This window comes from Janthinobacterium breve (assembly GCF_051380895.1).
Taxonomy (GTDB): domain Bacteria; phylum Pseudomonadota; class Gammaproteobacteria; order Burkholderiales; family Burkholderiaceae_D; genus Janthinobacterium.
In genome coordinates, this window is record NZ_JBNYXY010000003.1 from 447910 (window position 1) to 473700 (window position 25791).

Sequence of the window (25791 nt, forward strand, 5' to 3'; positions counted from 1 at the left end):
TAATATCGGCTGTTCAGTCTAAGCCGATCGCCATCATGCAAGCCATCACCCCAGCAACACCCGCCGTTTCCGCCGCCGTCAGCCCGCTGGCCGCCACCTTTGTCAATATCGCCGCGTATAAATTCATTACGCTAGCCGATACGGAAGCCATGCGTCCCTTGTATCAGGAGCAATGCCTGGCGCTGGCACTGAAGGGCACGATCCTGCTGACGCCGGAAGGCATCAATATATTCCTGTCGGGCACACGCGAACATATCGATACCTTCCTCGCGTGGGTCCGCAGCGACGAGCGTCTGGCCGATCTGGAATGGAAGGAAAGCTTGTCGAACGAGCAATCGCACAAGCGCATGCTGGTCAAGCTGAAAAAAGAAATCATCACCATGCGCATGCCGCTGATCAAGCCGGAACTGGGCCGCGCCCCTTCCGTCGACGCGCATACGCTCAAGCGCTGGCTCGACGCCGGCGTCGACGACGCGGGCAAACCCGTGGTCATGATGGAAACGCGCAATGCCTTTGAAGTGGACGTGGGCACGTTCAACAACACGCTCGATTACCGTATCGACAAGTTTACAGAATTCCCTGCCGTCGCCGCCGCGCACAAGGACGAGCTTGAAGGCAAGACCGTCGTCACCTTCTGCACGGGCGGCATCCGCTGCGAAAAGGCCGCCATCCACATGAAGGAAATCGGCTACGACAGCGTGTACCAGCTCGACGGCGGCATCCTGAAGTATTTTGAAGAAGTGGGCGGCGAACACTATACGGGCGACTGCTTCGTGTTCGACTACCGCACGGCCCTGAACCCGAAACTGGAACCGACGGAAACCGTGCAATGTTTCGTCTGCCGCGCCGTCGTCACCCCGCGCCAGCAGCTGGCGCCGGAATACGTGTACGAGGTGTCTTGTCCGCATTGCTACGGCAATAAGAACTAGCCCCCGCCTTGCCCATGCGCGCCTGGTGGCGCGCAACAGCGCCATTCCCCGCCAGCGCGCCAGAGACGCGCCAACTGCGCATGTCATAATTCACGCTATTGCCCGATTCCGGGAAACGCCACCATGCATAGTAAAGACAAGCAATAACAAGATGACAAAACAAGGCTTGGCCATTGCGGTCGTCATACCCAGTTACAAGGTCGATAGGCATATCCTTTCTGTCATCAGTCAGATTGGCGCCGAAGTGAGCCGAATTTATGTCGTCGACGATTGCTGCCCGGACCGTTCCGGCGACCTGGTCGAGGAGCACTGCAGCGACAAGCGCGTGGTCGTGTTGCGCCATGCCGAAAACCAGGGCGTCGGCGGCGCAGTCATGACAGGCTACCGCGCCGCACTGGACGACGGCATGGATATCATCGTCAAGGTCGATGGCGATGGCCAGATGGATCCCGCATGCATTCCCGACTTTATCGCGCCCATTGTTGCTGGCGAAGCCGACTACACCAAGGGTAACCGCTTCTACGACCTGGAAAGCGTGCGCAGCATGCCCAAGGCGCGTCTTTTTGGCAACGCGATCCTGTCGTTCATGAGCAAGATCTCTTCCGGCTATTGGGACATCTTCGATCCGACCAACGGCTACACCGCTATCCACTGCGAGGTGGTGCGCCACCTGCCCATGCAAAAAATCAGCCGCCGCTATTTTTTTGAAACCGATATCTTGTTTCGCCTCAATACCTTGCGCGCCGTCGTCGCAGATATCCCCATGGATGCAAAATATGGCGATGAGGTCAGCAATCTGAAGATTTCTCAGGTGGTGCTGGAATTTTTTGCCAAACATCTGCGCAATTTCTTCAAACGCATTTTCTACAACTATTATTTGCGGGACCTGTCCATTGCCTCCATTGAACTGCCCATCGGGGTTCTGATGGTTGCCTTCGGATGCGTGTTTGGTGCGACGCAATGGCTGCATTCCGTCCATGACGCTATGCCCGCCTCGGCAGGGACAGTCATGCTGTCAGGCTTGCCGGTGATTGTCGGCCTGCAATTAATACTGGCCTTTCTCGGACACGATATCAGCTCGATCCCTAAAAAACCTTTCCATCGCATTCGGCGTGGCATGAAGTGAAGGCTCGATTGCATCGCCTGACAGACACACCGCAGGCAATGGCAGAAGACCGTGCCCGTGCGCTGGATACGGCGCACGGGGCAGCGCGCCCCAGCAACTCTATGGAGATAAATGAATGACTTACATCGTGGCCCTGTTATGCGTGCTTGGCATTGCAGCCGGACAAATCCTGTTTAAAATCAGTGCGAATGGATTGCTGCAAAGCGGCAGCTTTTTTTCCGTCAAAACCCTGACTGCACTGTCGGCGGCAATTTTCCTCTATGGGCTGACAACGCTGGCCTGGGTCTGGGTACTGCAGCGTGTCGAACTGGGCCGAATTTATCCGCTGATGGCGCTGGCCTTCGTGCTGGTGCCAATCGGCAGCCATTTTCTCTTTGGTGAACGTTTCCAGACCCAATACATAATCGGTGTCGCGCTGATCATTATCGGCATCCTTGTTGCCACCAAGGCATAAGCACCCTATCGCCGCCACCCACGGTGCTGGTTCATTCTCTTGCTCGAATTTGAAGTTACCCATGAAAAATCAGGTTTTCACTCCCCTGTCCATTGCCCTGACAGCCATCGTCCTGACTGTCATCTGGTTCTGCTTTGCTCCTGGCTTCATGTCATATGATTCCATGGTGCAATACAAGACGGCCCTGAATCAGTACTATACGGATAGCAATCCCGCCATCATGTCCTATGTGTGGCATCTGTGCCTGTATCTGGTTTCCGGCCCGCAAAGCCTGCTGATGCTGCACCTCGCCTTATTGGCAGCAGGCATCCTGATCTGGCACGGCAATATGGCACATCGTGGCTGGGCCCTGCTGATTCCCGCCATGTGTTTGCTGCCATGGGTCGTCAATTTTGCCGGTGTACTGTGGAAAGACGTGGGCATGGCCTTCGCCCTGTTCGTCTCGACGGGACTGCTGTATACAAGGACGAAGAACTGGCGAGTCGCCGTCCTGGCCATCCCTTTCATTTTCTATGCCTCCGCCGTCAGGCACAATGCCATCCTGGCCATCGTGCCCCTCATCTACTGTGCACTGCGCCACTTCTGGCCGACACGATCCATCGTGCAAATGGCGATCTTGAGCATGCTGCTGTCGGCCACCCTGCCCCTGGCAACGTCATTTCTCAGCTACAACGTCCTGCATGCGGAAAGAAAACACTTTGAAACATTAACGATGGGGGATGAAGTGGCCAGGATCGCCTTCATGACGGGCGAAAACTTGATTCCCTGGGTAAAGCCTGAAGACAATGCCGCCTGCTCACCCATGCCTATTCAATATGAACGGGCGATGTGCTTTGTACGCAAAGGTTACGACCCAAGCGGCAGCCTGTTTGCCGGCATGCCGCATACGGAGGCCCACGCCTTATGGAAAAAGACCATCTTCGAGCATCCGCTGCCGTATCTGCAGATCAAGGGCGGAGCATTCCTGTATTTCCTGCGCTCGCCCACGCTGGAACCCTACTATGCCTGGCACCCAGGCATCCTGGACAATGAATTGGGAATCAAACTGGACAATCCGAAACTGGCGCACCTGATGCAAGCCTATGTCGAAGGCAGCCAGGTCACGCCGTTCGCAGAACTCTTCAAGCCGTATTCCTGGCTGCTGCTGGCCATCGCCATGATGGTGCTTGGCTGGCGCATGCGGCCATCGCTGGAAAAAACCCAGATACTGGCATTGAACGCCTCTGCGCTCGGCTACTTCCTGGGCTACCTGGCGAGCGTACCGTCAGCCGATTTCCGCTATATCTACTGGTGCATCATCGCCACCAGCCTGTCCATCATCATCTGGCTGGCGGGGCGCGCCAGCGCACGTGCTGGCCTGGCCAAAAGCTAGCGGCCAAGCTCCACCGCATCAATCGTCAGCATCGAGCAAGCGTCGGGAGAATCGAGGTCAATACGCACGCCGGCGATCGTGGCCGTTGGCTGCCATGCCGGCAGCGTTGCCAGATCGATGGAATTGCTGCCAGGCGTAGCCATGAAACGTACGCTGAGCGCTTCGCTCGGATGGCCGTCCGCAGCGCGCCAGAACAGTTGTACCGGCACCGCCACGGACTTGTCGTCGCAGCCCAGGTTAAACGTCACTCTGGACGCCTCGGCGGCGCGCACTGCCGGTGCGAGCTTGAAAGTAAGGAAAGCATCGCCACCGGTGACCCGGTAAGCCCGGGAAGCAGGCACTGCTGCCAGGTCATTTGCCGAAGACTCCGTGCCGCGCACCATGGCCACGAAATTCGCCGGCCTGGCCGTCACATGCAGGGGCGGCGCCTGTTCGAAGCGGGGTGCTCTCGCATCACGCTCGACAACGGTGAAAAACACATAGTCGGGCTGATACTTCTGCACCAGCTTCACCACCATGGCGACATCGGGCACCCCATAATGAATCTGCAAGGTTTCACTGAACGTCGCTGCCATATAGGGCGACATGGCAGTACCGAAAGAATCGCGCAGCCACAGCACTTTCTTTCGATTCAGCGCATTGGGTGATTTGACAAGCACCGGCGTGCGCGGCGCGCCCACTTCCGGATTCCCGCCCGATTCCAGTAGACGGCCCGTATCAAAGTCATATTTCGCCGTCTCCACTGGACGCTCAATATCAATCTCGACAGGAATCTCGCTGTCATGCAAGGTCTCGCTCAACTTGAGGAAGTTGGCCAGATCGCCGCCGTTGCGCTGGCCAGCCGTACCGGGGCGCACCTGTTTTGCGGAGAGCGTATGCAGTCCCGGCGCCGTGCGTGCCAGCTCGTCACCGAGCGCTCGCATGGCAATCCATCCACCAAGCCGGTTCCAATGGGTGTCGGTCTTGTAGTAAAGGGTTTGCGAAAATTCTGTCCTGGATTTCAGCATGGCAGGCCGCACATCGACATACTGTCCTGGCTTCATGCCAGCGATGAGGGTATCAGTAGCCGATGGCTTGAGCGCTTGCGCCCAGCCAGGTGCCATGTCGCCATACACGCTATCCTTGTTCGGCCCCAGGACGATGTGGAAAGCCTGCACGCCTTGCGATGCCAGCTATTGCTACCAGCCCGCGGTGGCCAGCGCAATTTTCCTCGCCGCTTCGACATCGGCAGGTGTGCTGCCGCGCCGGGTCACCGTCAGCGTCTGTTCATATTGGTCCCCCAGATACAACCAGCCATCACGACCTATCGTCACCTGGCTGGGGCTGGTGGAAATACCAAAGCCATACAGTACCCGGCTCCAGTAAGGCAAGGCAAAATCAAGGTTGTACAGCACGGCACGGTGCCACCAGGCTTCGCCCGTTTTTTTTTGCACCTTGCCCAAGCTTAGGTTAATCAGGGGTACCAGCGACAAGGCCAGCAATGCCAGGCCGATAAAGGTAAGAATCCTTTTTTTCATGATGATACCGCTTAGAAATTGAAGTAAAGGAAGACGGACGTCGTTGTCACCAGCACGGAGTACATTGCAAAGCAAAACAGCAACAGGGCACCGGTCATTTTTGCCCGGCTCAAGCCGCTCTGCATCAAGTCGAAGGAATTCTTTTGTCTGACAATCACAAAGGCCACCACGACTGCGCAGAAGCACAGGAAGTTCGCCGCCAATCCGGTAGGCAACCAGCGCAGCAGATAGTCGGTCAGCCAGCCGCCCCAGGCCAACTGGTTGCTGGGGATCGCGACCAGCGGTAGCTGCTGAATCGATACGAAATCGAGCATGCCGCCCAGGATGCGACGTGCATCGTCCATGTCCTTGGCGCGGAAGAAGACCCACGTGACATTAATAAATATAAAAGTCATCAGCCAGGCCAGCGGCTTTGGCATGCGCCAGCCCCTGCCGCTCCAGAAGCGGTGCAACACCAGTGCGCCGCCGTGCAGCGCGCCCCAGATAATGAACATCCAGCTGGCACCATGCCATAGGCCACCCAGGACAAAAGTGGCCATCAAATTGAATAGACACGTCCAGGCGAACAGCGATTGCCGCCGAGTGGGATGTACAGGTAGTCGCGCAAATAACGGCTCAGCGTCATGTGCCAACGGCGCCAGAAATCCTGAATATCGAGCGCCTTATATGGCGAATTGAAATTGATCGGCAACCAGATGTTGAACAGCAGCGACGCCCCGATCGCCATGTCGCAATAGCCGCTGAAATCAAAATACAGCTGGAAGGTATACGACAGGCTGGTCAGTCAGGCAATGAAAAAATCCAGTGGCGCAGCGCCATCGAAACCCGCGTTGGCACAGATGGCAAAGGTGTCGGCGATCACGGCTTTCTTGAACAGGCCAATACTGAAAATGAACAGTCCAAGCAGGATATTACGATGACGGATGGACAAATTGCGGTGCGACTTGAACTGCGACATCATCTCGTGGTGATGAAGAATCGGACCAGCGATCAAGTGCGGGAAGAAGGTGACGAACAGCGCATAGTTGAGGAAGTCATATTCCTTGGCCTCGCCACGATAGCTGTCGACCAGATAGGCAATTTGTGTAAACGTAAAAAAACTGATCCCCAATGGCAGCAAGATCTGCGGCACCACATAGGCGGCGCCGGACACGGCATGGATATTGTCTACCAAAAAATTCGTACACTTGAAGTAGCCGAGCAAGGCGAGATTCAAGCCTATGCTCAGCGTCAGGACGCTGCGGCGCGACAAAGGGAAATGCCGCGAACGGAAATCCGAAGCCAAGTGGTTACCGATCAAGAAATTGAACAGAATCGAGCCCAGCAACAGATGAATGTAGGCAGGATTCCAGTAGGCGTAAAAGAACAGGCTGACCGCCACCAGCCATGCTTTACCCAGCACGACAAGCCGTATCCGGTTAAGGAAAAAATAGCCAAAGAACGAGACAGGCAGGAATAACAGAATGAACTGAGCGGAACTAAAAATTATCGGTACAACCTTTTCTTTCGGCGTTTTCCACGCACTTGTCGATCATTCGCGTCATCGTGACCAGAATAAAACACATGCCAATATGCTGACTTAAAAACAAAAGCTTGCAAGTATTGTCGAGCAGCAGGATTGCGTCAAATTCTATCCAGCACCGGGAACGTCACGTGATCGAGTAGCTGCTCCAAGGGCAGGACATCACGCAGTGGGAGCCACATCTGGAGCCGAACGGGGGCCAGCTCGAGCGTCTTTCCATGGCGCTGCAATGCATGCAATATCGCATCCTGCGCAAGCACGTTCAGGCGCCAGCAAGAGGGTAGATGGCGCACCATCGCCGAGGCGGCCGCAGCAGGCAAACCGTCGTATGCCGTGACAATGGCGCCATGGGCATCCTCCAGCACGACCATCGAGCACACTGGATCGCGATAGCAATAGACGGCGCGCGCAAACGGCGGCAAGGGCAAGCTGGTGTCGAGCACAAGTTTGCCATCGGGCTCGAATGACTGCTGATCGTTGCCCTCTACGTCCCTGACCCAGCCATACATCCAGCGGTCAGCCACCTGGAAGCCATGCTTTTCGTACACCGAATACTGGCTGGTCCACAGCGTCAGGTAATCGAACTGTTGTTCTCTCGCATGGGCAATAATGGCTTCCAGCATGCTGTTGGCGATACCCTTGCCGCGTTCCCGTTGTGCCACGCAGACGAGGCCGATCATCGCGATACGTAGCGTGCACTCACCCAGCTGATACTGCTTTTCCCGCAACACCAATCCGCCGACGGTCACCGTGCCGATGCGCGCTTCGGCAAAAATCACGGCATTCGACGCCGCCGACAGCCAGGGGAAATGACGCTGCAGCGTCACACCACGGTTTTTGCTTTGGAAAAAAACGTCCCAAAACAATGCTTTCAAGGCCTCGGATGCCACCGTGGAGAGTGTGATTGTCACGCCCTCTGCATGAACCATTTTCGACGATTCCATGAGTTAATCCGCTCCAACATGAACAGTGAGAAGAAGCAACAGATGGCATTCGCGGCGGCGCATCCAGCAGGTGCCATCAGCGATGCGTGCATCGGCCAAAACAGCTTCCAGGCACCTCGCGACTGCCCTGTTCCACTCAAGGACGGGCGCCATCCATATTCATCGCCCACCATTTACGCAGCAACACGATCGCCGAGGACATGAAGAAGCCGAATAGCAGACTGAGCAGCAATACCGCGGACATGCGGATATTGCGTTTCTCGGGCAAGGTAGGTCCAGCGATGAAACGGCTCTTTTCCAGATACAAATTGATGGAGCGCTGGTTATCAATCGTGATCATATTATAAACTTCCTTGACCACTTCATCGTTCAGGTTTTTGGTTTTGAAGACGCCTTCCTTCACCGCTTCGAGGCCGCGCAGCAGCGCTTCGCCCGATTGGTTGGTGTCCAGCAGGCTCTTGGCCTGGTCGTAGTACTCGCGCAACAGAATACTCTGTGCCTGCTCGCGCTTGAGGCGGATGATGGTTTCGCTGGTGCTCAAGGCTTCCACTTCGCCGGACATCAGATGGGTAATGGGCGACAAATAACGGGCACTGTCTTCCGTCACTGAAATCACCGAGGTTGCCGACTTGTTCGCCGCTTCCGGATAATTGTTCACGATCTTCTTGAGCACAACGCCCTTGCGCTGATACATCTCCAGCCGCTCATTCATGCTGATGATGTCGTTATCAAGCTTGGTGATCTTGGCCGATAATTCAATGTGCTTGAAACGCAGCACATCAGAATAATTGGAATAGATGATGCTATCGATGGTATAGCGCCCCAGCAAGCCCACCATGCGCTGGGCACTCTCGGCATTGCCTGCTGCATAGGAAATACGCAAACCAATCACATTATTGCCGCCGTCCTTGGGCTGCTCCATCAGCTCCTTGGCGTCCATCTTGGTGAAGGGGAAAATCGGCTCCACCATCTTGTTGAATCCGTCACCGCTGGCCATGGCCTTGCGCAGTCCCCCGATGCCGTCGACTGCCTGCAGCTTGTTCGCCTGCACAAAAGCGTCAAAGCGCTCGCTGGTACTGAAGGCGGCGGCGTAGCGTTTGTAATCAGCCAATACGATACCCGGATTACCTTCCTTGTCCTTGTCCTTTTTCGCATCCTTATCCTTGTCCAGCGTCTCCAATGGCAAGGGAATCGGACCGCCAAACTGCAAGAAGCCTTCACTGCGATACTGCCCCAGATACAAGGCGCCGGACACGGCAATGGCCATTACCGCTATCGTGGCGGCGCCAATCCACTTGCGCGCGTCACGCAAGGCTTTGACATAATTGACAACGTTCTCGCCATTGTGCTTGTCAAACTGATTCAAATTTTCCATGTTTCTTCTTTAGAAAGTAAATATATTAATCCAGTGGTACCGCAAGGCAAGAGGTGCGCAGGCTGTACCTGATTATTCAAGGCTGCAACGACGCGGCATCGCCACGGGCGCACCAGATCAAATCTTCAATACCGCACTGAGGTGCATATTCCGTTACCGCCTGCAGCAGCAAGGCGCGTACGGCTTCATGATCAAACCGTGCGCATGCTTGCGTCAAGTCATCGAGCAACAACTCCAGCTGCGGCCAGGGCAATTCGGCTTCCTGGGCACGCATGATCAGGGGATGATCGGTGCCTTCAACGTTATCGCCGATCAGCAGTTCTTCATACAATTTTTCGCCGGGACGCAAGCCCACATGATGGATGTCAATGGTGCCATTCGGCGTCTGTTCGCTGCGCACTTCCAGGCCGCTCAGATGCACCATGCGCTTGGCCAGATCGACGATCTTCACCGGATCGCCCATGTCCAGCACGAAGACGTCGCCCCCTTCGCCCATGGCACCCGCTTGCAGAACCAGTTGTGCGGCTTCTGGAATGGTCATGAAGTAACGCGTGATTTCCGGATGGGTAATGGTGATGGGTCCGCCTGCCATGATCTGTTTGCGGAACAAGGGGACGACCGAACCGGATGAGCCCAGGACATTACCGAAGCGCACCATGCAGAAACGCGTCTTGTCCTGTTCGCGTGAAAAGGCCTGCAAGATCAATTCCGCCAGACGCTTGGTCGAACCCATGACATTGGTTGGCCGCACGGCCTTGTCGGTGGAAATCAGCACAAAGCGTTTCACACCGGCGGCGATGGCCGCCCGTGCCATGCTCAGCGTCCCCAAGGCATTGTTGCGTATTCCCTCGATCGGGTTGTGTTCCACCAACGGCACATGCTTGTATGCGGCTGCGTGATATACCGTTTCCACCTTGAACGTGCGCAGAATCTTTTCGCATTTCTCCGTTTCCAGGACGGAGCCCAGGAATGGCAACAGCTCAAGTTCGCTATGCTGCGCCTTGCGCAAGCCCTGCAATTCCTGTTCGATGGTATACAGGGCAAATTCCGACATCTCGAGCAGAATCAGGCGTGCAGGCCGCTGCCGCAGAATCTGGCGGCACAATTCGGAACCGATGGAACCGCCAGCGCCAGTGACCATGACGGTCTTTCCGGTGATACACATGGCCATCAAGTCATGGTCAGGCTCGACTGCGTCACGGCCGAGCAAATCTTCGATCTCGATCTCGCGCAAGTCCTGCAAGCGAACCAGACCGCTGATCAGGCTCTTGATCGGCGGGGTCACCAGCGTCTTGATCTTCAGGGGCTCCAGCTTGTCGAGAATACGGCGCTGCTGCGCACGCGACAACGATGGCAGGGCCACCAGGATCTTGGTGATGCCCTTGTCCACCACAAGCTCCGGCAAGTCTTCGGGGGCATACACGCGAATGCCGGCGATGATTGCGCCGTGCAACTCTTTTTTCTCATCGATCAGCGCCACCGGGCGGTACTCCGTGCCATAGCTCAGCGTCTGTGCCAACTGGCTGCCAGAAGCACCGGCGCCATAAATGGCGACAGGAATGCCACCGGTCACGCCCGATACCCGCGCGAAATAGCCGCGCGCCATGAAACGGCTGGCCGTCACATACATGATCGCACTGACCCAGTAAATGCCAAAGACACCGCGCGACAAGCCGATCATGTGCGTCGAGAAGGCCGCAAAGGCCAGCATGACCGCCACCGACAGCGTCACGCCCAGCACCACCACGTAGACTATCTTGTAGTCGATAAAACGGATCACCGCACGATACAGTCCCAGCTTGATAAAGATCGGAATGGAGATCAGTGGCGCCAGGATAATCAGCCAGAAGTACGGGCGGAATGCGGCGAGGCTGACACCGTCAAAGCGCAGCAGTATCGCCACGCAAAATGTCAGCGGCAAAAAGAACATGTCCGCAGATGCGGCAATCAGCTGCTTTTGCAAGCGCGGGAAATTCGATAAAGGAGTCATCAATTCTTACCAATCTCAATATGCAAGCGCAACCTGGGCATCAATGCGTGATGCCATCGCGACGCACCACTTTCAGGAAGGTCAGGAAGATAATTTTCAAGTCGAGAAAAAACGACTGGCGCTGCAGATATTCGGCATCCAGGCGAACCTTGTCCGGTATCGGCAATTCATCGCGGCCGTTGATTTGCGCCCAGCCAGTCAAGCCAGGCAATACCTGGTCTACGCCATACTCGGCACGCAAGGCAATCAAGTCATCCTGATTGAACAGGGCGGGACGCGGGCCGACAAAACTCATGTCGCCGACAAGGATGCTCCACAGCTGCGGCAACTCATCCAGGCTGGATTTACGCAGGAACGGGCCGACCGGCGTCAGGAAGCGCTTGGGATCGGCCAGCAAATGGGTGGCGACCGCCGGGGTATCGACACGCATGGTGCGAAATTTTGGCATCCGGAAAATACGGTTATGACGCCCCACCCGGTCGGACCAATAGACGATGGGCCCGGGCGAGGTCAATTTGACCAGTACGGCCACCACCAGCAACGGTATGGAGAGCACGGCAATGGCCAGCAAGGAAACACTTACATCAAACAAACGTTTCATTTAATTCCCCCGCGCCGCACGACGCAAACCTTCATCCACACTCAACGGCGGCACCCAGCCGAGCAGCTGTCGCGCCTTTGAAATATCCACCTGTAAAGACCCGCACAAGCGCTGCGCGAAGCCGCGCTTGCCGATCACGGCGCATGCCGCGTACAACATCCATGCCGGCACCGGCAGCAGCCGCGCGGGCTTGCCCAGCGCCTGGCCCATACGGCGCAGCAGCTGACTCGTCGACAAGTCTTCGCCATCGGCCGCCAGCCAGACCTGATTGGCCGCTGCCGGGTGTTCCGCGCATACGACTACCAGGTCAGCCAAATTGCCCAGCGCGACCAGACTGCGCCGATTCTTGATCGCTCCCAGCGGCAGCGGCACGCCGCGCCGCAGCCAGCGCATCATGCTGAGGAAATTGGCCCCGACGCCAGGCCCATACACCAGCGGCGGCCGTATCACCACCACCTGCATGCCGGTTTCCTGGGCCAGCGCAAACAATCCCTGCTCGGCTTCCAGCTTGGAAATACCATACGGATCCGACGGTGCCGGAACATCGCTTTCAGAGAAGGCCTGTCCAGGCAGCGTCGCTTCGCCATTCACCTTGATGGAACTGATAAACACAAAACGCCGTACCCCCGCGCGGGCGGCGCAACGTGCCAGGTGCAGGGTGCCATCGACATTTACACGACGAAATTCCTGCAGCGGATCGGCCGCCGTCTCGTTCATCACATGCACGCGCGCCGCAGCATGCACGACGACATTTACCGAGTCGAAAGCATGATCCCAGCATGTCTGGCTGGACAGATCGTCAATGACAAACGTTTCCACCGTATCAGGAAACACGGCACCGGCATCGCGCGTGCAGGCACGAATGCGTCCATCGCCCATGCGAGCCAGCCGTTCAATCAATGCGGCGCCGACAAATCCGGTCGCTCCAGTCAATAACACCACAATACATTCCTAATCAAAAACATCGGAACAGGACACCGGGCCGGCAGCCTGTCCGCCGCATGCGCGGCTTATCCTGCCATTAGCGCACCTGGCGCGGCGTGTCAAACAAGGCAGCATACTTCGCCGAAATTGTGCTCCACGTATAATTTTCTTCGGCGATCCGCTTCATGGTGCGCCCAATCGCCTGCAGCTCATCTGGCTGCACGGTATTGAGGATGGCCAGCAAACCGGCTTCATCGTCGAAGTAGAGGGCCTGATTTTGCGTTGTTTCCCGGTTATAGCTCACGCCAAATGCCAGAATGGGCAAGCCCATATACATCGCTTCCACCAGCGAAGGATTCGTTCCACCGGCGCTGTGTCCATGCACATACATGCGGCAATTGCTGCGCAACTGGTTCAGGATGCTCTGGTCATAAATCGGCTCAAGCAAGTGCACATGCGCCACTTGCGCATATTTTTGCTTCAGCTCCTGCCCATACGCGCTATTGGCCCAATTACCGACAATAACCAGGGGCATGCGCGTCTGCGAAGCAAAGACATCGATGATCAAGTGCACATTATTTTCCGGCTCGATGCGGCATACCTTGAAGGCATAATCATGCTGCAAGAAGGGAAAGCGCTGCAATACTTCGCCGCTGATGGGCTGCTGCGTCACATGGTCGGCACCATACGCAATCAATTCGCTGGGACGGCCATATTGCGCGCTGACGTATTGCTGAATCGCCTTGTTGTCCGCAATCGTTACATCGGCAAAACGCACCGCCGTCGCTTCGGAAAGCTTCAAAAACCATTTGGCGAAACGCCCCCATTTGGCCCGACGCCACTCCATGCCATCGATATTGACGATGATTTTCTTCCTGCTCAGCAACTTAATAACAGGCAAGAAAATACAGCCCGAGACCCCGAGGATCACAAGCACGTCCGCATAACGTAGTGCGGACAGCATGGAAACGATATCGTATGGAATACTCTGCACGCCATTCGCGTCCAGATTGACATATTTCAGCTTGACGCCCTTGTACGTCGGCGGCTGCTCGGCATATTTTTTACCACTGCAGTATACGGTGATAGCAAACTTGTCGCACAGATTATCCGTCAGATGCTCGGTCAGCGTTTCCCACCCACCATATTTTGCCGGCAAGCCCACCGTTCCAATAATTGCAATCTTCATTTACCAACCTTCATTTTTAACTTGTCATTCAACACAAATACCCTCTCGCGGATACTCTGCACACTGCCTGCAGCAAGACGATCCGATAGGCAATACAGGTAATTATTTCCGGAAATACCTTAGCTTCAGCACATCGGACAATATTCTCAAGCAACCGAATGCGATGGAAATCAACAGGCAGCCTATGCCATAAAAGCGCCAATGGCGCAGCATCACTTTCTTTGCGCGGAATTCATTCATACGCATCTTGAACAGTGCGGAAGACAGGCCGCCCGTGCTGCCAGGCGCGCGCGACAGCGTCGTCATCGGCAAAGGAACGAAATGCACGGCCTTGGCCCGCGCATTAATATTGAGCAGATACGCATAATCTTCGCAATAGCGCATCAACGGCACGCCCAGGCCCAGGTTACGCCGTACTGCCAGGCAAGGGGTATACACGGGATTGAGCGCCGCCAGCAGATACTTGAACGGCAAATGGCGCAGGCGCCCCGCATACCAGCGCGCATTGATGGCATTGATGTTGGTCGGCGTATCGACGGGATGATAAACAATGTCGCACGTACCCTGCTTCAGGTAGCCAAGCAGGAAATCAATTTTCTCTGGAGCAAACCGGTCATCCGAGTCCAGAAACGCCACGAAGCTGAAGCGCGCACGGCGCACGCCAAGGTTGCGTGCCGATTGGGGACCACTGTTTTTCGCCAGGCGGTAAACCCGTACGGGCACACCCGATGAATTGCAAACAGGCAATTTCTCTGCCAGCACCAGATTGGGCGAGCAGTCGTCGACGACCACGATCTCAACCTGTTCAATTGCGGTGGTCGTGACCGACTCGATGGCATCAAGCAAAGCGTCATAGCGCGCATATGCGGGAATGACCACGGTAATGCCAAATGTTTTTCCGATAGTCATAATTTAAAAGAAGCTTACCGAATTAATGGAAGACGAACCAAGCAGGAAAGCGATGGTCAGGCTAAATGACGCGAGGACATAGCAGTACACGCGCGGGTACATCTCCAAGGCTCGGCTGCGCTCAAGCTCATAGGCAAAGCACCACACAAAGATCGGATAAATCGAATACACAAACCGGTAGCTGAAGTACGGCAGGGGGAACAGCAGGACGCTGGCGATAAACAGCAGCCACAGGAAACTCGCGTAGGGCTTCAGATCAATATAGTCGCGCTTGTTCAAATGACGCATGAACGCATACAAGCAGAAAAAACTGGCATAGATACTGATCCGTGCCAAAATTTCATCGTTATCATGCGCCAGATATTTCGTGACCTCGTAGGTAAAACCGTTGACCGGTGCATACAGGACGCTGTCCGCTGGCACTATAAACAGGCAGAGCAAGGCCACCAAACCGCCTTGGAGCAGGCGCCGCATGTCACAGCAGGACAACAGATAAATTGCCAGCAATAGCAATGAACTTTTGTGCAACAGCAGCGACAGGACCAGGAAGACCAGGCCAGACTTGTGTTTCATTCCGCGCGAGACAGCCACGCAAAACAGGATGGCCGATGCGGATTGCCTGAATGCATTGGTAAAGAACTCGGTGCCAACCGGGGAAATAACCAGGAAGAACAGCATGAAGAACTTGACCCGGATATTGCCCTTCATAAACAAAATCGGCAACACGATGAAGAGAATCCAGATGCTCGCGAAAGCATACCGGTTGCACAATACCCCTGGCGCCATCGAGAAAAAGAAGTCCATGACATAGAAGGAATAGTCATCTGCCTCGATGGCGCCGCCACCTCCCTGGCAAGCCGTCAAGAAATAGTTCAGGTATGTTGAAGAATCCGTGCCGAATTCCGGAGAACGGAAGGCAAAGGCGCACAAGGTGATCAGGCAGCACATCGCAATCTGAAATGACAGACGCGACTTATCTTGGGTAAACATCCCGAGTATCAAGACCGGCAGGAAAACGAGTATATAAACTTGACCGATTGGCATTTTTCTTTTTTCAAACGGGGCGGTGCCGGCTTTGCGCTACAGGGAAGCAACACCTGCGGCACGCAACGTGCAAGGCACCGAAGGGCCCGGCTACGCACTCCGGCAACATCTCAGCGCTTGAACTCTTTCATGGCGGATTGCAACTGGCTCAGACTCGGTTGCACATGCATCAACAAATGCGCATATGCCTCGCCAATATTCGTCAACTGTTGCTGGGCATATGCCTGGCGGTTAATTGCCGGTTTGAATTTGATCTGCATAAAACGATAGGCCCGGCGTGAAAACTCGCGGAACAGTTCCCATACAAACGATAAACAGGCGGGGCTATAACGTTCGCGTTTGACATAGGCACACAGGGCAGCCTTCGTTTGGCGCCAGTATTTAGGGTGATGCAGGCAGCACTTGGCATACAGACGGGGCAAATTGGGGCGATAGGCGGCTTTGCCGATCTTATCGATCGCCGCCTTGAAAGAGTAAGACCAGACCGTTGGCACGCTGTAGAACTCAGGAATCAAGGGATCCCACACCAGATTGATGAAAGCACCGATGTGGGCATTGTCGCGCAAGCCCCCCTTGTGCCCTCCTTCCGCACTTTGTCCCGAGGTGCTGCCCCCCGAACTACCGGCGATAATAAAAGGAAAATCGATCTGCACGCTGCTGCGCGATTCCTCGGCAATCAGCGCCGCGCTATAGATATCAGGGCTGACGCCGCCAAATAGCGCACCATATTTTTGCTCGATACGTTCGGCGAGCGCACGCGACATCATGCCCAGATAGGCGCGTGGCATTGACATGACACCCGTTCCCAGATTTTTCAATGCCTGCTGCAGCACCTGCGGTCCGTCGAGCGGGGAAATGGTGGCGGCAAATGGCTGCACCGTCAGCTTGGCAGTAAAGTCAGCCCCGAAATACAGGGATTTGAAGTCCGGCCAGAAGTAAGCCGCACCCAGGGAACAAGCGGCAGCTTCGACCTGCGTATCGCGCGCCCAGCGCGCCAGCTCTTCTGCACCGGGTCCCAGGCAATCGTCATCGCCGAGGAAGATCAGATAATCGCCAGTTGCCAGGCGCAGTCCATTCTGAAAATTGCTGACCACATCCATTGGACGTTGCGGATGGTGATAAATCAGCCGTCCCGATTCGATCCAATGCCCCAACTCTTCAGCGATTTGCATGGTATCGCTGGTATCCGACACAACGACTTCCGTGTCCGGAAAGTTTGTCAGGATAGTGGTAATCGCATTGATCGCATAGCGTTGACGATTATGCGTAGGAATGATTGCAGACAGAAGAGGCATTATAAGTATGATGTATAAACAAATGGGTGGTGTATCAACAATGCAATCAGATACTGCTTTAATGCTGCAGCCGTCGGGCAAATTTAGTGTTAGCCAGCCAACGCCGGATATCTGCTGCGCACAACGCGCTGCATCCAATAGACAGCACTGCCGTCACAGCGATGAGCAACAAGCGCAGCCACCGGTCATCGATGGTAGATAGACACCAGTAACCCAACATCAGGCATGGCAAACTGGCTAACACCGGCAATGCCAGGCTTTGCCGGAACCACCGTCCAAACTGGCCCGGCAAAAAATTGCGATGCAAGAAATACATATACGGCGGCATCGTGCACAGGTTCATGATCAGCCATGACAAGCCAGCCCCAGCCAAACCGTGGTGCAGCACGAGGTAAATCATCATCGGCGTTACGACGACCACGGACACCATGCCGACCTGCAAATTCAAGCGAATATTGCCATGCGCCAGAGCCAGATAATATGGCACGACTGTGAGCGCTTGCAATACTTGCCCGCCGAGTAATAACGAGGCGGCGATTGCAGCGGCTTGGGCACTGGCTGCGGAACCGGTCCATAAATAAATCACATCTTGCGAAAACAGCGCCACCACCAAGCAGCCAGGCACGGTCACAATGGCAACAAACTGGCAGGTCTGGTGATACAGGGCAATGAGTTGCTCCGGCTCATTGCGCGCGACCAATTCTGTAAAGCGGGGGAAAATTGCTGAGGCGATTGGACTGGCCAATATCAACGGGACCGATGCAAGCGTTCCGGCCAGCGTATAAAAGCCCAGCATTTCAAGCGACAACATCTTGCTAACCGTCAACTTATCGATTTGGGTCAGCAAAATCGACAGCAGCGCCATGCCCGCCATCCCTGAGGCATAGCGCCAGGTATTATGAAACACTTGCTTACGGAAAAAGCCGACAGCGCGTACGCCATCGGTTCTCAGCACATGCCATAAGCCATACCGTACCGTAAGGCAATAAATCGCATTCGCCACCAGTTGCCAGACAGCAAAGGTGACGATCGTGGGCGAAAACAGCCACAACACCAACAGGGTGCCAAAGCCCCGGTAGGCGCTCCAGGCAATCTGCAAGAAGTTCGCACGCACTTGTTGCTGCAAGCCCATCAAACCACCTATGTACAAGCCAGAGGGCAACTGAAATGCAATGGCAACGCCCATCAAGCGGATCGCCAGCGTGATATCGTCGGAACGCAAGGTACTTGCCTGCAGCCAATGCTCGGTAATCAATGGCGCGCCAAGCCACAGCGCCACAGCGATCACGCAACAAATCACTAGGTAGCTCAATTCGTAGGTGCGCAACAGGTCGCGCCGCTCCTGCGCCGCATTCGCGCTCGCTGACAGGCGTGCCATCTCGCGATTCAAGGTAGCGGAAAACCCCATGTCGGCAAACGCCATGACACCGAGTAGTGTGGAATAAAACCCTACCAGGCCATACGCTTCCGCCCCCAGCATGTGCAGATACAGGGGCACAAACAGATACACTGAAATGAAGCCCCATACCCGTCCCACGATATTGGCGGTGATATTCCGCTTAATCATGAATATCCGGGGAATGATGCAGCAAGATAAGAAATTTCATTTTTGTTTTAATTCTTAAAGCAATATGTTCGGCATCAGTTATCGATGCCGTACCATTTCCGCTGCTTATCAGCTATTTTTCAGTTCCTGTTGCACATAATCAAGGGACAGCAGCAATTTCTTGACGCCCTCGACATCGAGGCGCAGCGTATTATGCGAGGTATAGTCCTGTGTCTGATTCACTTCGGGCTGTCCATCCAGGATGAATTTATCGTAGTTCAAGTCGCGGTTATCGGCCGGCACACGATAATAATCACCCATATCCTCTGCCTTGGCGATCTCTTCGCGCGACACCAGCGACTCGTACAGTTTTTCACCGTGCCTGGTACCGATCACCTTGATGGGCACATTGCTGGAAAACAGTTCCTGTATAGCCTGCGCCAATACTTCGATGGTACTGGCAGGCGCCTTCTGCACAAAAATATCGCCTTGCTGTCCATGTTCGAAAGCATGAATTACCAGGTCAACAGAATCTTCCAGCGACATTAGAAAACGGGTCATTTCAGGATCTGTCACCGTCAGCGGTACACCAGCCTTGAGCTTTTCAATAAACAGCGGAATCACCGAACCGCGCGATGCCATCACATTGCCGTAACGCGTGGCGCACATCACCGGGCCGCCCGGGCGCACCATGCGCGACTTGGCGACCAGCACTTTTTCGGCCATGGCTTTGGAAATACCCATCGCATTAATTGGATACACCGCCTTGTCAGTACTCAGTAAAATGACTTTTTGAACGTTATTGGCAATCGCCGCATTCAGGACATTTTCCGTGCCCAGCACATTGGTCCGCACCGCTTCCATGGGATAAAACTCGCATGATGGTACCTGCTTGAGTGCCGCCGCGTGGAAAACATAATCCACGCCAGCCATTGCTTGCGCGACACTCTGGTAATCGCGCGTATCGCCAATATGAAATTTGACCTTATCGTTGTTCAACGCGATCCGCATGTCTTCCTGCTTCTTCTCGTCGCGACTAAAAACAATAATCTCTTTGACATTCGTGTTTAAGAATCTGTTCAACACGGTATTACCAAAGGATCCAGTGCCGCCAGTAATCATTAAAACTTTATTATCAAACATGTCAATCCAGGTAAAGGTAGAATTAAAAATAGCGCTGCCGTCAGGCTTGATCGGCAGACTCGTGCAGCGCGCTCTTCACGGCAGCGATCAGTTGCTCGATGTCCTGCGCGGAAAGCCACCAGCCACATGGCAGGGCGATTATGCTACGTTGTAATATGTCGGTATTCGGCAATTCACGGCGACAAGCCACAAACCCGGAATAAATATCGTTGCGTTGATGCAATATTGACGCTGCTACGCCGCGCGCTTTCAGCGCTGCCAGGACAAGATCACGTTGCTCAACCGCAATTAATACGGCCCAATGTGACGGCAGCGCGCCGGCGCTAGGCGTCAACAGGGTCAAGCCGACACAGGAAGCCAGCCCTTCTTTGATCTGCTGTGCACGCAGGCGCGTTTGTGCGATGCGCTGCGCGACTCCCTGCAATTGTACAGAGCCGAGCGCCGCGCACAAATTATTCATGGCCATCGACCAGCCAATGAGGGGAATATCGGACTGCGGATTGATTTCACCAGCCGCAGTGCGAAAACTGCTGGCATCGATTCCAAAACGACGCAGCTTGCGCGCGCGCACAGCATCGTCCGGATCACGGCACGCCAGCGCGCCCCCCTCGGTAGTATTGATTTGCCGGTTCGGATAAAAAGAAAACACCGCGAAATCACCGAACGTACCCACCTGTTGTCCATCGATTGTCGCCAGCAAAGCGTTGTCGCAGTCTTCGATCAAGACAATGCCGCGCTGGCGGCAAATTTCAGCGATCGCCTGCGCCGGGCCCGGATAGCCGGCCAGGTGATACAGAATCACGGCGCGTGTGGCCGGGGTGATGGCACGCTCAAAATCCGCCACGTCCATACAGGCCGATGCGGGGGCCACATCCACCCAGACGGGCCGTCCGCCGCATCCGGCAATGGCCGAGTTGGTCGACAGGCAGGCGAAAGCCGTGGTTAGCACATCATCCCCCGGGCGTACGCCTGCCAAATACAAGGCCAGGTGCAACGCACTGGTCATATCCACAGTGGTCACGACATATGACTGGTCCAGCAACTCCCCCAGTCCAGCCTCGAATGCGGCAACATGCGGGCCGGACGCAATGCGCCCAGAGCGCAATACGGACAGGGCCGCCGCTTCCATCTCGGGCGTATTCACCACACCAAACAAAGGCAGTACGGACATGGACATCACCCTTTTTTTAAGGCGTCGACAATGCGCTCGCGATCTTCCGCACCCAGCCACCAGCCGCACGGGACATGCACCATGCGGCGATAGTAGGTGTCCAGTTGCGGCAAGGGAGCGGCCAGTTCCTTAAAAATGCTATGCAAGTGGTTCGGACGATGCAGCTTCGATGCTGACACGCCGATGGCGGCAAGCCGACGTTCGACATCGGCGGAGTCATCCGACAAGACGGTGTACAGCCAGTAGCTGGGCTCGGCCAGCGCATCGAACGTGGCCACGGCAAGACCTGGAATGGCGCCGATAGCATGGTCAAAATAACGGCCGTTTTCCTTGTGCGGGTTCAGTACACGGGCATCAATGTCTTGCAGTTGCGCCAGCCCAAACGTGGCCGTCACATTATTCATATTGTATTTATAACCGATGGACGTGATGTCGACTTCGGTACGCGGCACGCCCTTTTCCAATCCGAACCAGCGGAATTTCTTTGCTTCTCGGATCAGCGACGCATCGCGCATGGTCAACATGCCACCGTCAACGGTCGTCATGTGCTTGATGGCTTGCAGCGAGAAAATGGCAAAGTCGCCTATGGTGCCAATCGCCGCGCCATCGTAGCGCGCACCCATGGCATGCGCACAATCTTCGATCAACGCAATGCCGTGACGACGCGCGATGGCAGCGATCTCGGCCAGTCGCACCGGCATCCCGGCATAGTGCACAACCAGGATAGCCTTGGTCTTGCTGGTGATGCCCGCCTCGATGGCGGCGGGGTCAATGTTGCCAGAAAGCGCGTCGACATCAGCAAATACGGGCACCGCGCCCATTTGCAGGATGACTACATTCGTTGGCTCCGCCGTCATGCTGGTCGAAATAACCTCATCGCCAGGCATTACGCCAGCCAGATGCAATGCTGCGTGCAATGCTGCCGTACCGCTACTCATCCCCAATGCAAAAGGCAGACCAAAATGCTCGGCGAAACGTCGCTCAAACTCGTAGACCAGCTCCCCCTCCCCAACTTGGCCGCTATACAGCACTTGCTCAAGCGCAGGCATCAGGACCTGCTTGTCAGGGAAGCCAACTTTTACTAAAGGAATCATCTTCAACTCTCGGTTTACCAAAGGCACTAAACAATGGGCAGCAACGCAAAGGCGCAGCAGCACCCCGACTTCCCGGCATACCATACGTCAATGCTGGCATAAAGTGCTCACACCACACATTGCCCCGTATCGGCGAGCAATGAACGAAGACAGGCTGGCACTGCCACGGGCCGGCGACCCATCGCTATGCATAGGCAATTGCCTACGCATTGACAATCATTTGCGAAATCAATTTTCTTTGATCGCACCACGATCATGGGGACTGTGCACTGTCAAAGCCGCACAGTCTGGCGACACCACACCACACCAGACACGCATGCGCCCCAAGCTGAATGCGTATCGGCTGTGCGACGCATGCTCTGCCATGCAACTCGCGCCGTCAATCGCACTCCAGACACTACCGTGCGAGAGACGCGCATGCGCTGCCTTTACAAGAAAGATCAACGAATCCTTGTGTTGGGCCAAGCATTCCATTGTGGGAGAAAAACAAACCCGGCACTGGAAATTATCAATAAGTCAACATCATGCAACGCAAAAGGCGGCTATTCATTTTAAATGAAACGCACATTTATTACCAGAGCCCGGCATCGGAAATCAAATCACGTCCCGACAGAAAATACAACACGTCAGCAATGCACATATTAAATTTCCCAAGAATACGTACAACACCAACGCACTCAAAACGCCAGAAACAGAATAATGGCGCCCTTATCAAGCAACATATCAATATTACCAAATAAGTAATCATGGCGCGCCAGAATAACGCCATGAAAAATACACTCGCGGCAAGCGAAAAGATACGCTGTGGTGTTTTCGTGCCCAAGGATGCCGTCACATGAGGCGCAATGCGCGCAGGATAGTCAGGACAACGCCCTGCAACACAGCAAAAGACAACTAGGCACGAATGGCACTTTCAACAATAGCTCACAGTTGTACTCAACCATAGCCTATGTCAAATTTATCCAATAAAAAAAGGGTCTTACACCTTGTCACAAAAAATTTCAGCTACTCAAGCCGTCCGATTTACCCCAAGGCAATCAGCAAAGAGTCCCCGCAGCTTGCTGCCGTTAGCATCGGTATCAGACGGCAAAACCGCCAGCACAGGCAGGACCACAGCCATCTGGCGGCCTGCGGCCGGGCCACATTGAAGAGGGGTATGGAAATTTCCCAGGCGCCGTACTCCCCGTAAAAACAGGCGAGAAACAGGCAAAAAAACAGGCCGGATGTAGCCGCAAAAGAATACAGGGATTTAAATGTGGTGTTCGATCAAATAACCGGCAAAGACAAAATCAATTAACTGCAGCCCATGCCTGACGATATGAAAAATAAAAATGTATATCTTAATTAATCATTCATCATCATAGGCATAAAGAATTACCGAGCGTTGCTTGAATATCGAAAAAGTATATTTATACCGCGACAAAAAAAGCCCGCCTTGGTGGGCGGGCATCTCTTCCAGACCGACAGGAAGCAAGCGTTATTAATATCAAAAACATGAATAAAGACTGCGCCTTACATCATTTTCCATACGACATTATTGCTTCAGCAAGCCACCCAACAACGCCGCCACCCTCTGCTTCGGCTTGACCGCGACAGGCGCCATGCTCGCCGCCGGAGCGGCTGCCTTGGCCGGTTCATACGGCTTCAGGAACCAGGGATCAGCCTTTTCGCGGCGGGCGCCGGGACCAAAGGCTGGACGCGTACTGCTGCGCTCGGCAGAGCGACTGTCGCGGCTCTCGCCAGCATGGCGGCTCTCGGGTGCGCGCGCGGGACGCGCCTCGCTACCTTCGGTCCGGCGCGGCGGACGGCGTTCGCTGTCGCTGCTGCGGGCGGGAGCCGGATTGAAACCCGTCAATTCGCCGCGCTTGATGCTTTGCTTGATGAGTTTTTCGATGTCCGTCAGCAGGCGCTCGTCCTTGTCCGAATAGATCGAAATGGCGTCGCCCGAAGCGCCGGCGCGGCCCGTACGGCCGATGCGATGCACATAGTCTTCCGCGTTGTAGGGCAAGTCGAAGTTGATGACGCAAGGCAAGTCAGAAATGTCGAGGCCACGCGCCGCCACGTCGGTAGCGACCAGCACATCGATCTCGCCCTTCTTGAACGATTCCAGTGCCGCCATGCGTTCCTGCTGGCTCTTGTCGCCATGAATCGCGGTGGCGCTCATGCCTTCCTGCTCCAGCACGCGTGCCAGGCGCGAAGCGCCGATCTTGGTATTCGAAAAGATGATGACCTGCTTCAGGTCGCGCTGGCGCAGCAAATGGGCCACCACGGCGTGTTTCTGGTCTTCCGTCACCTTGTAGACCACTTGCGTGACCTTGTCGGCCGTCTGGTTGCTGCGCGCCACTTCGATCGTCAGCGGATCGTTGAGGAAGGTTGCGGCCAGCTTCTTGATTTCTGGCGAGAACGTGGCCGAGAACATCAGGTTCTGGCGCTGTTTCGGCAGCAAGTTGATGATGCGCTGCAAGTCCGGCAGGAAGCCCATGTCCAGCATGCGGTCCGCTTCATCCATGACCAGCATCTGCACCTGGCTCAGGCTGATGTTCTTTTGTTCGATATGATCAAGCAAGCGGCCCGGCGTGGCGATGACGATTTCCACGCCTCCGCGCAAGAGGACGGTTTGCGGTTTCATGTCCATGCCGCCGAAAACGACAGTCGAACGCAATGGCGTGTGCTTGGCGTAAGCCTTGACGTTTTCCGCCACCTGCACCGCCAGTTCACGCGTCGGCGTCAGGATCAGCGCGCGCACCGGATGGCGGGCCGGCGACATGCTGCTGCTGGCATGCGCCAGCAGCAGCTGGATGATCGGCAAGGAAAAACCGGCCGTCTTGCCGGTGCCCGTTTGCGCGGCGCCCATCACATCGCGGCCTTGCAGCACCACGGGGATCGCTTGTTCTTGGATCGGTGTCGGATGGGTGTAGCCCTGATCGGTCAGTGCGCGCTGGATTTCAGGCGCGAGGCCAAAGTCGGCAAAAGTCAGGGTGGGGGCAGCGGATGCGGCAGGTGCAGCAGCGGGTGCCGCTTCAGGGGCAATCGCCGGGCTGGGCGTAGGAGTCGATTCGGTTTCAGACATAAATTTTCTGGTGTGCCTCCGCACTGCGGAAGCCATGCTTTCTCAATAAACAACATTTCGGGGCACAGGCAGCTCCGTCTTGCAAGCCATGGATCATCGTTCTTGCGGCACCTCCGTGCTCCGGGACATGCTGTATGGCGTATGCGGGAGCGTCGAAGAGATGTGCTGCGATGGCGGCGGAGATCGCGCCGGCGGAACATCGCGCGCAGAAGATACAATATCAGTGCTGTAAACGATACCCTAATTCACCGCAACTGTACACGGAAACCGTGATTTTTGAGCAAAAAGCGTTCCAGCAATGGCACGCCGGAATGCCGTATGATGCCAGCTCCGCCGTCCCCTGCCCTCACCATGCCTACCCCGCCTTTAGCCCACGATCCGCAACCGCAAGCACCCAGCAAGCCGGGCAATGACGAGTGTTGCCACAGCGGTTGCACCTTTTGCGTGCTGGAAATGTACCAGGAAGACCTGGCCGCCTACGAAGAGGCCCTGAGGGCATGGCAACAGCGCCAGCAAGCCGTTGCCGCGCCTGCCACCAAAAGCATCAAAACACCGCGCAAGCGCGCTTAATTTCTT

22 protein-coding genes and 1 pseudogene are annotated in these 25791 nt (G+C 55.4%); 5 read left to right on the forward strand and 18 right to left on the reverse strand.

Translation table 11 applies throughout. The features are described 5' to 3' along the window. The first annotated feature begins 35 nt into the window (after nucleotides 1–35). From ACQ4W0_RS07430 to ACQ4W0_RS07445, 4 genes are all read left to right on the forward strand, one after another. On the forward strand, nucleotides 36–929 hold the full coding sequence (locus ACQ4W0_RS07430) for a sulfurtransferase (protein ID WP_436576166.1): 894 nt from the start codon (nucleotides 36–38) through the stop codon (nucleotides 927–929). A gap of 151 nt (nucleotides 930–1080) precedes the next feature. Beyond that, a complete protein-coding gene (locus ACQ4W0_RS07435) occupies nucleotides 1081–2055 on the forward strand; it encodes a glycosyltransferase family 2 protein (RefSeq protein WP_436576167.1) in 975 nt (324 codons plus the stop codon). Nucleotides 2056–2170: 115 nt separating this feature from the next. Then, nucleotides 2171–2509: a DMT family transporter gene (locus ACQ4W0_RS07440; RefSeq protein ID WP_436576168.1), complete on the forward strand. Its 339-nt coding sequence runs from the start codon at nucleotides 2171–2173 to the stop codon at nucleotides 2507–2509. 61 nt (nucleotides 2510–2570) lie between these two features. Then, on the forward strand, nucleotides 2571–3881 hold the full coding sequence (locus tag ACQ4W0_RS07445) for a hypothetical protein (protein ID WP_436576169.1): 1311 nt from the start codon (nucleotides 2571–2573) through the stop codon (nucleotides 3879–3881). On the opposite strand, the gene ACQ4W0_RS07450 is transcribed toward ACQ4W0_RS07445, so the two are convergent. From ACQ4W0_RS07450 to ACQ4W0_RS07535, 18 genes and pseudogenes are all read right to left on the reverse strand, one after another. Next, nucleotides 3878–5053, reverse strand: coding sequence for an alginate O-acetyltransferase AlgX-related protein (locus ACQ4W0_RS07450; RefSeq protein ID WP_436576280.1), 1176 nt, complete (start codon nucleotides 5051–5053; stop codon nucleotides 3878–3880). The two genes, ACQ4W0_RS07445 and ACQ4W0_RS07450, sit on opposite strands and share 4 nt — an antisense overlap. A 6-nt stretch (nucleotides 5054–5059) precedes the next feature. After that, nucleotides 5060–5398: a hypothetical protein gene (locus tag ACQ4W0_RS07455; RefSeq protein WP_436576170.1), complete on the reverse strand. Its 339-nt coding sequence runs from the start codon at nucleotides 5396–5398 to the stop codon at nucleotides 5060–5062. A gap of 11 nt (nucleotides 5399–5409) precedes the next feature. Then, entirely contained in the window at nucleotides 5410–6030 is a 621-nt protein-coding gene (locus ACQ4W0_RS07460; protein WP_436576285.1) for an MBOAT family O-acyltransferase, read from the reverse strand. Next, nucleotides 5937–6800, reverse strand: a pseudogene (locus tag ACQ4W0_RS07465) (MBOAT family O-acyltransferase). The gene ACQ4W0_RS07460 and the pseudogene ACQ4W0_RS07465 overlap by 94 nt, the downstream one beginning before the upstream one ends. Before the next feature lie 221 nt (nucleotides 6801–7021). Next, nucleotides 7022–7864, reverse strand: coding sequence for a GNAT family N-acetyltransferase (locus ACQ4W0_RS07470; RefSeq protein WP_436576171.1), 843 nt, complete (start codon nucleotides 7862–7864; stop codon nucleotides 7022–7024). Between the two features lie 136 nt (nucleotides 7865–8000). Continuing rightward, nucleotides 8001–9131 carry a lipopolysaccharide biosynthesis protein gene (locus ACQ4W0_RS07475; RefSeq protein WP_436576172.1) on the reverse strand — a complete coding sequence of 377 codons (1131 nt, stop codon included), beginning with the start codon at nucleotides 9129–9131 and terminating at the stop codon, nucleotides 8001–8003. Nucleotides 9132–9315: 184 nt separating this feature from the next. After that, nucleotides 9316–11229 carry a polysaccharide biosynthesis protein gene (locus tag ACQ4W0_RS07480; RefSeq protein WP_436576173.1) on the reverse strand — a complete coding sequence of 638 codons (1914 nt, stop codon included), beginning with the start codon at nucleotides 11227–11229 and terminating at the stop codon, nucleotides 9316–9318. 40 nt (nucleotides 11230–11269) lie between these two features. Beyond that, nucleotides 11270–11830, reverse strand: a complete 561-nt coding sequence (locus tag ACQ4W0_RS07485) for a sugar transferase (RefSeq protein WP_436576174.1) — start codon at nucleotides 11828–11830, stop codon at nucleotides 11270–11272. Beyond that, entirely contained in the window at nucleotides 11831–12775 is a 945-nt protein-coding gene (locus ACQ4W0_RS07490) for a UDP-glucose 4-epimerase family protein (RefSeq protein WP_436576281.1), read from the reverse strand. Between the two features lie 76 nt (nucleotides 12776–12851). Beyond that, entirely contained in the window at nucleotides 12852–13943 is a 1092-nt protein-coding gene (locus tag ACQ4W0_RS07495) for a DUF1972 domain-containing protein (RefSeq protein WP_436576175.1), read from the reverse strand. A gap of 102 nt (nucleotides 13944–14045) precedes the next feature. Next, complete coding sequence (locus ACQ4W0_RS07500; protein ID WP_436576176.1) at nucleotides 14046–14852, reverse strand: glycosyltransferase family 2 protein; 807 nt, start codon at nucleotides 14850–14852, stop codon at nucleotides 14046–14048. A gap of 3 nt (nucleotides 14853–14855) precedes the next feature. After that, nucleotides 14856–15896 (reverse strand): EpsG family protein, encoded by a 1041-nt coding sequence (locus ACQ4W0_RS07505; protein WP_436576177.1) that lies wholly within the window; start codon nucleotides 15894–15896, stop codon nucleotides 14856–14858. Between the two features lie 110 nt (nucleotides 15897–16006). Next, entirely contained in the window at nucleotides 16007–17191 is a 1185-nt protein-coding gene (locus tag ACQ4W0_RS07510) for a glycosyltransferase family 2 protein (protein ID WP_436576178.1), read from the reverse strand. Nucleotides 17192–17249: 58 nt separating this feature from the next. Then, on the reverse strand, nucleotides 17250–18758 hold the full coding sequence (locus ACQ4W0_RS07515) for a lipopolysaccharide biosynthesis protein (RefSeq protein WP_436576179.1): 1509 nt from the start codon (nucleotides 18756–18758) through the stop codon (nucleotides 17250–17252). Between the two features lie 108 nt (nucleotides 18759–18866). Further along, nucleotides 18867–19880, reverse strand: a complete 1014-nt coding sequence (locus ACQ4W0_RS07520; RefSeq protein WP_436576180.1) for a polysaccharide biosynthesis protein — start codon at nucleotides 19878–19880, stop codon at nucleotides 18867–18869. Between the two features lie 40 nt (nucleotides 19881–19920). Beyond that, nucleotides 19921–21051 carry a DegT/DnrJ/EryC1/StrS family aminotransferase gene (locus ACQ4W0_RS07525; RefSeq protein ID WP_436576181.1) on the reverse strand — a complete coding sequence of 377 codons (1131 nt, stop codon included), beginning with the start codon at nucleotides 21049–21051 and terminating at the stop codon, nucleotides 19921–19923. A 5-nt stretch (nucleotides 21052–21056) separates the two neighbouring features. Further along, nucleotides 21057–22145 carry a DegT/DnrJ/EryC1/StrS family aminotransferase gene (locus tag ACQ4W0_RS07530; RefSeq protein ID WP_436576182.1) on the reverse strand — a complete coding sequence of 363 codons (1089 nt, stop codon included), beginning with the start codon at nucleotides 22143–22145 and terminating at the stop codon, nucleotides 21057–21059. A gap of 1534 nt (nucleotides 22146–23679) precedes the next feature. Beyond that, on the reverse strand, nucleotides 23680–25215 hold the full coding sequence (locus ACQ4W0_RS07535) for a DEAD/DEAH box helicase (protein WP_436576183.1): 1536 nt from the start codon (nucleotides 25213–25215) through the stop codon (nucleotides 23680–23682). A 318-nt stretch (nucleotides 25216–25533) separates the two neighbouring features. On the opposite strand from ACQ4W0_RS07535, the gene ACQ4W0_RS07540 reads away from it, so the two are divergent. Next, nucleotides 25534–25785 (forward strand): oxidoreductase-like domain-containing protein, encoded by a 252-nt coding sequence (locus tag ACQ4W0_RS07540; protein ID WP_436576184.1) that lies wholly within the window; start codon nucleotides 25534–25536, stop codon nucleotides 25783–25785. Nucleotides 25786–25791 lie beyond the last annotated feature (6 nt).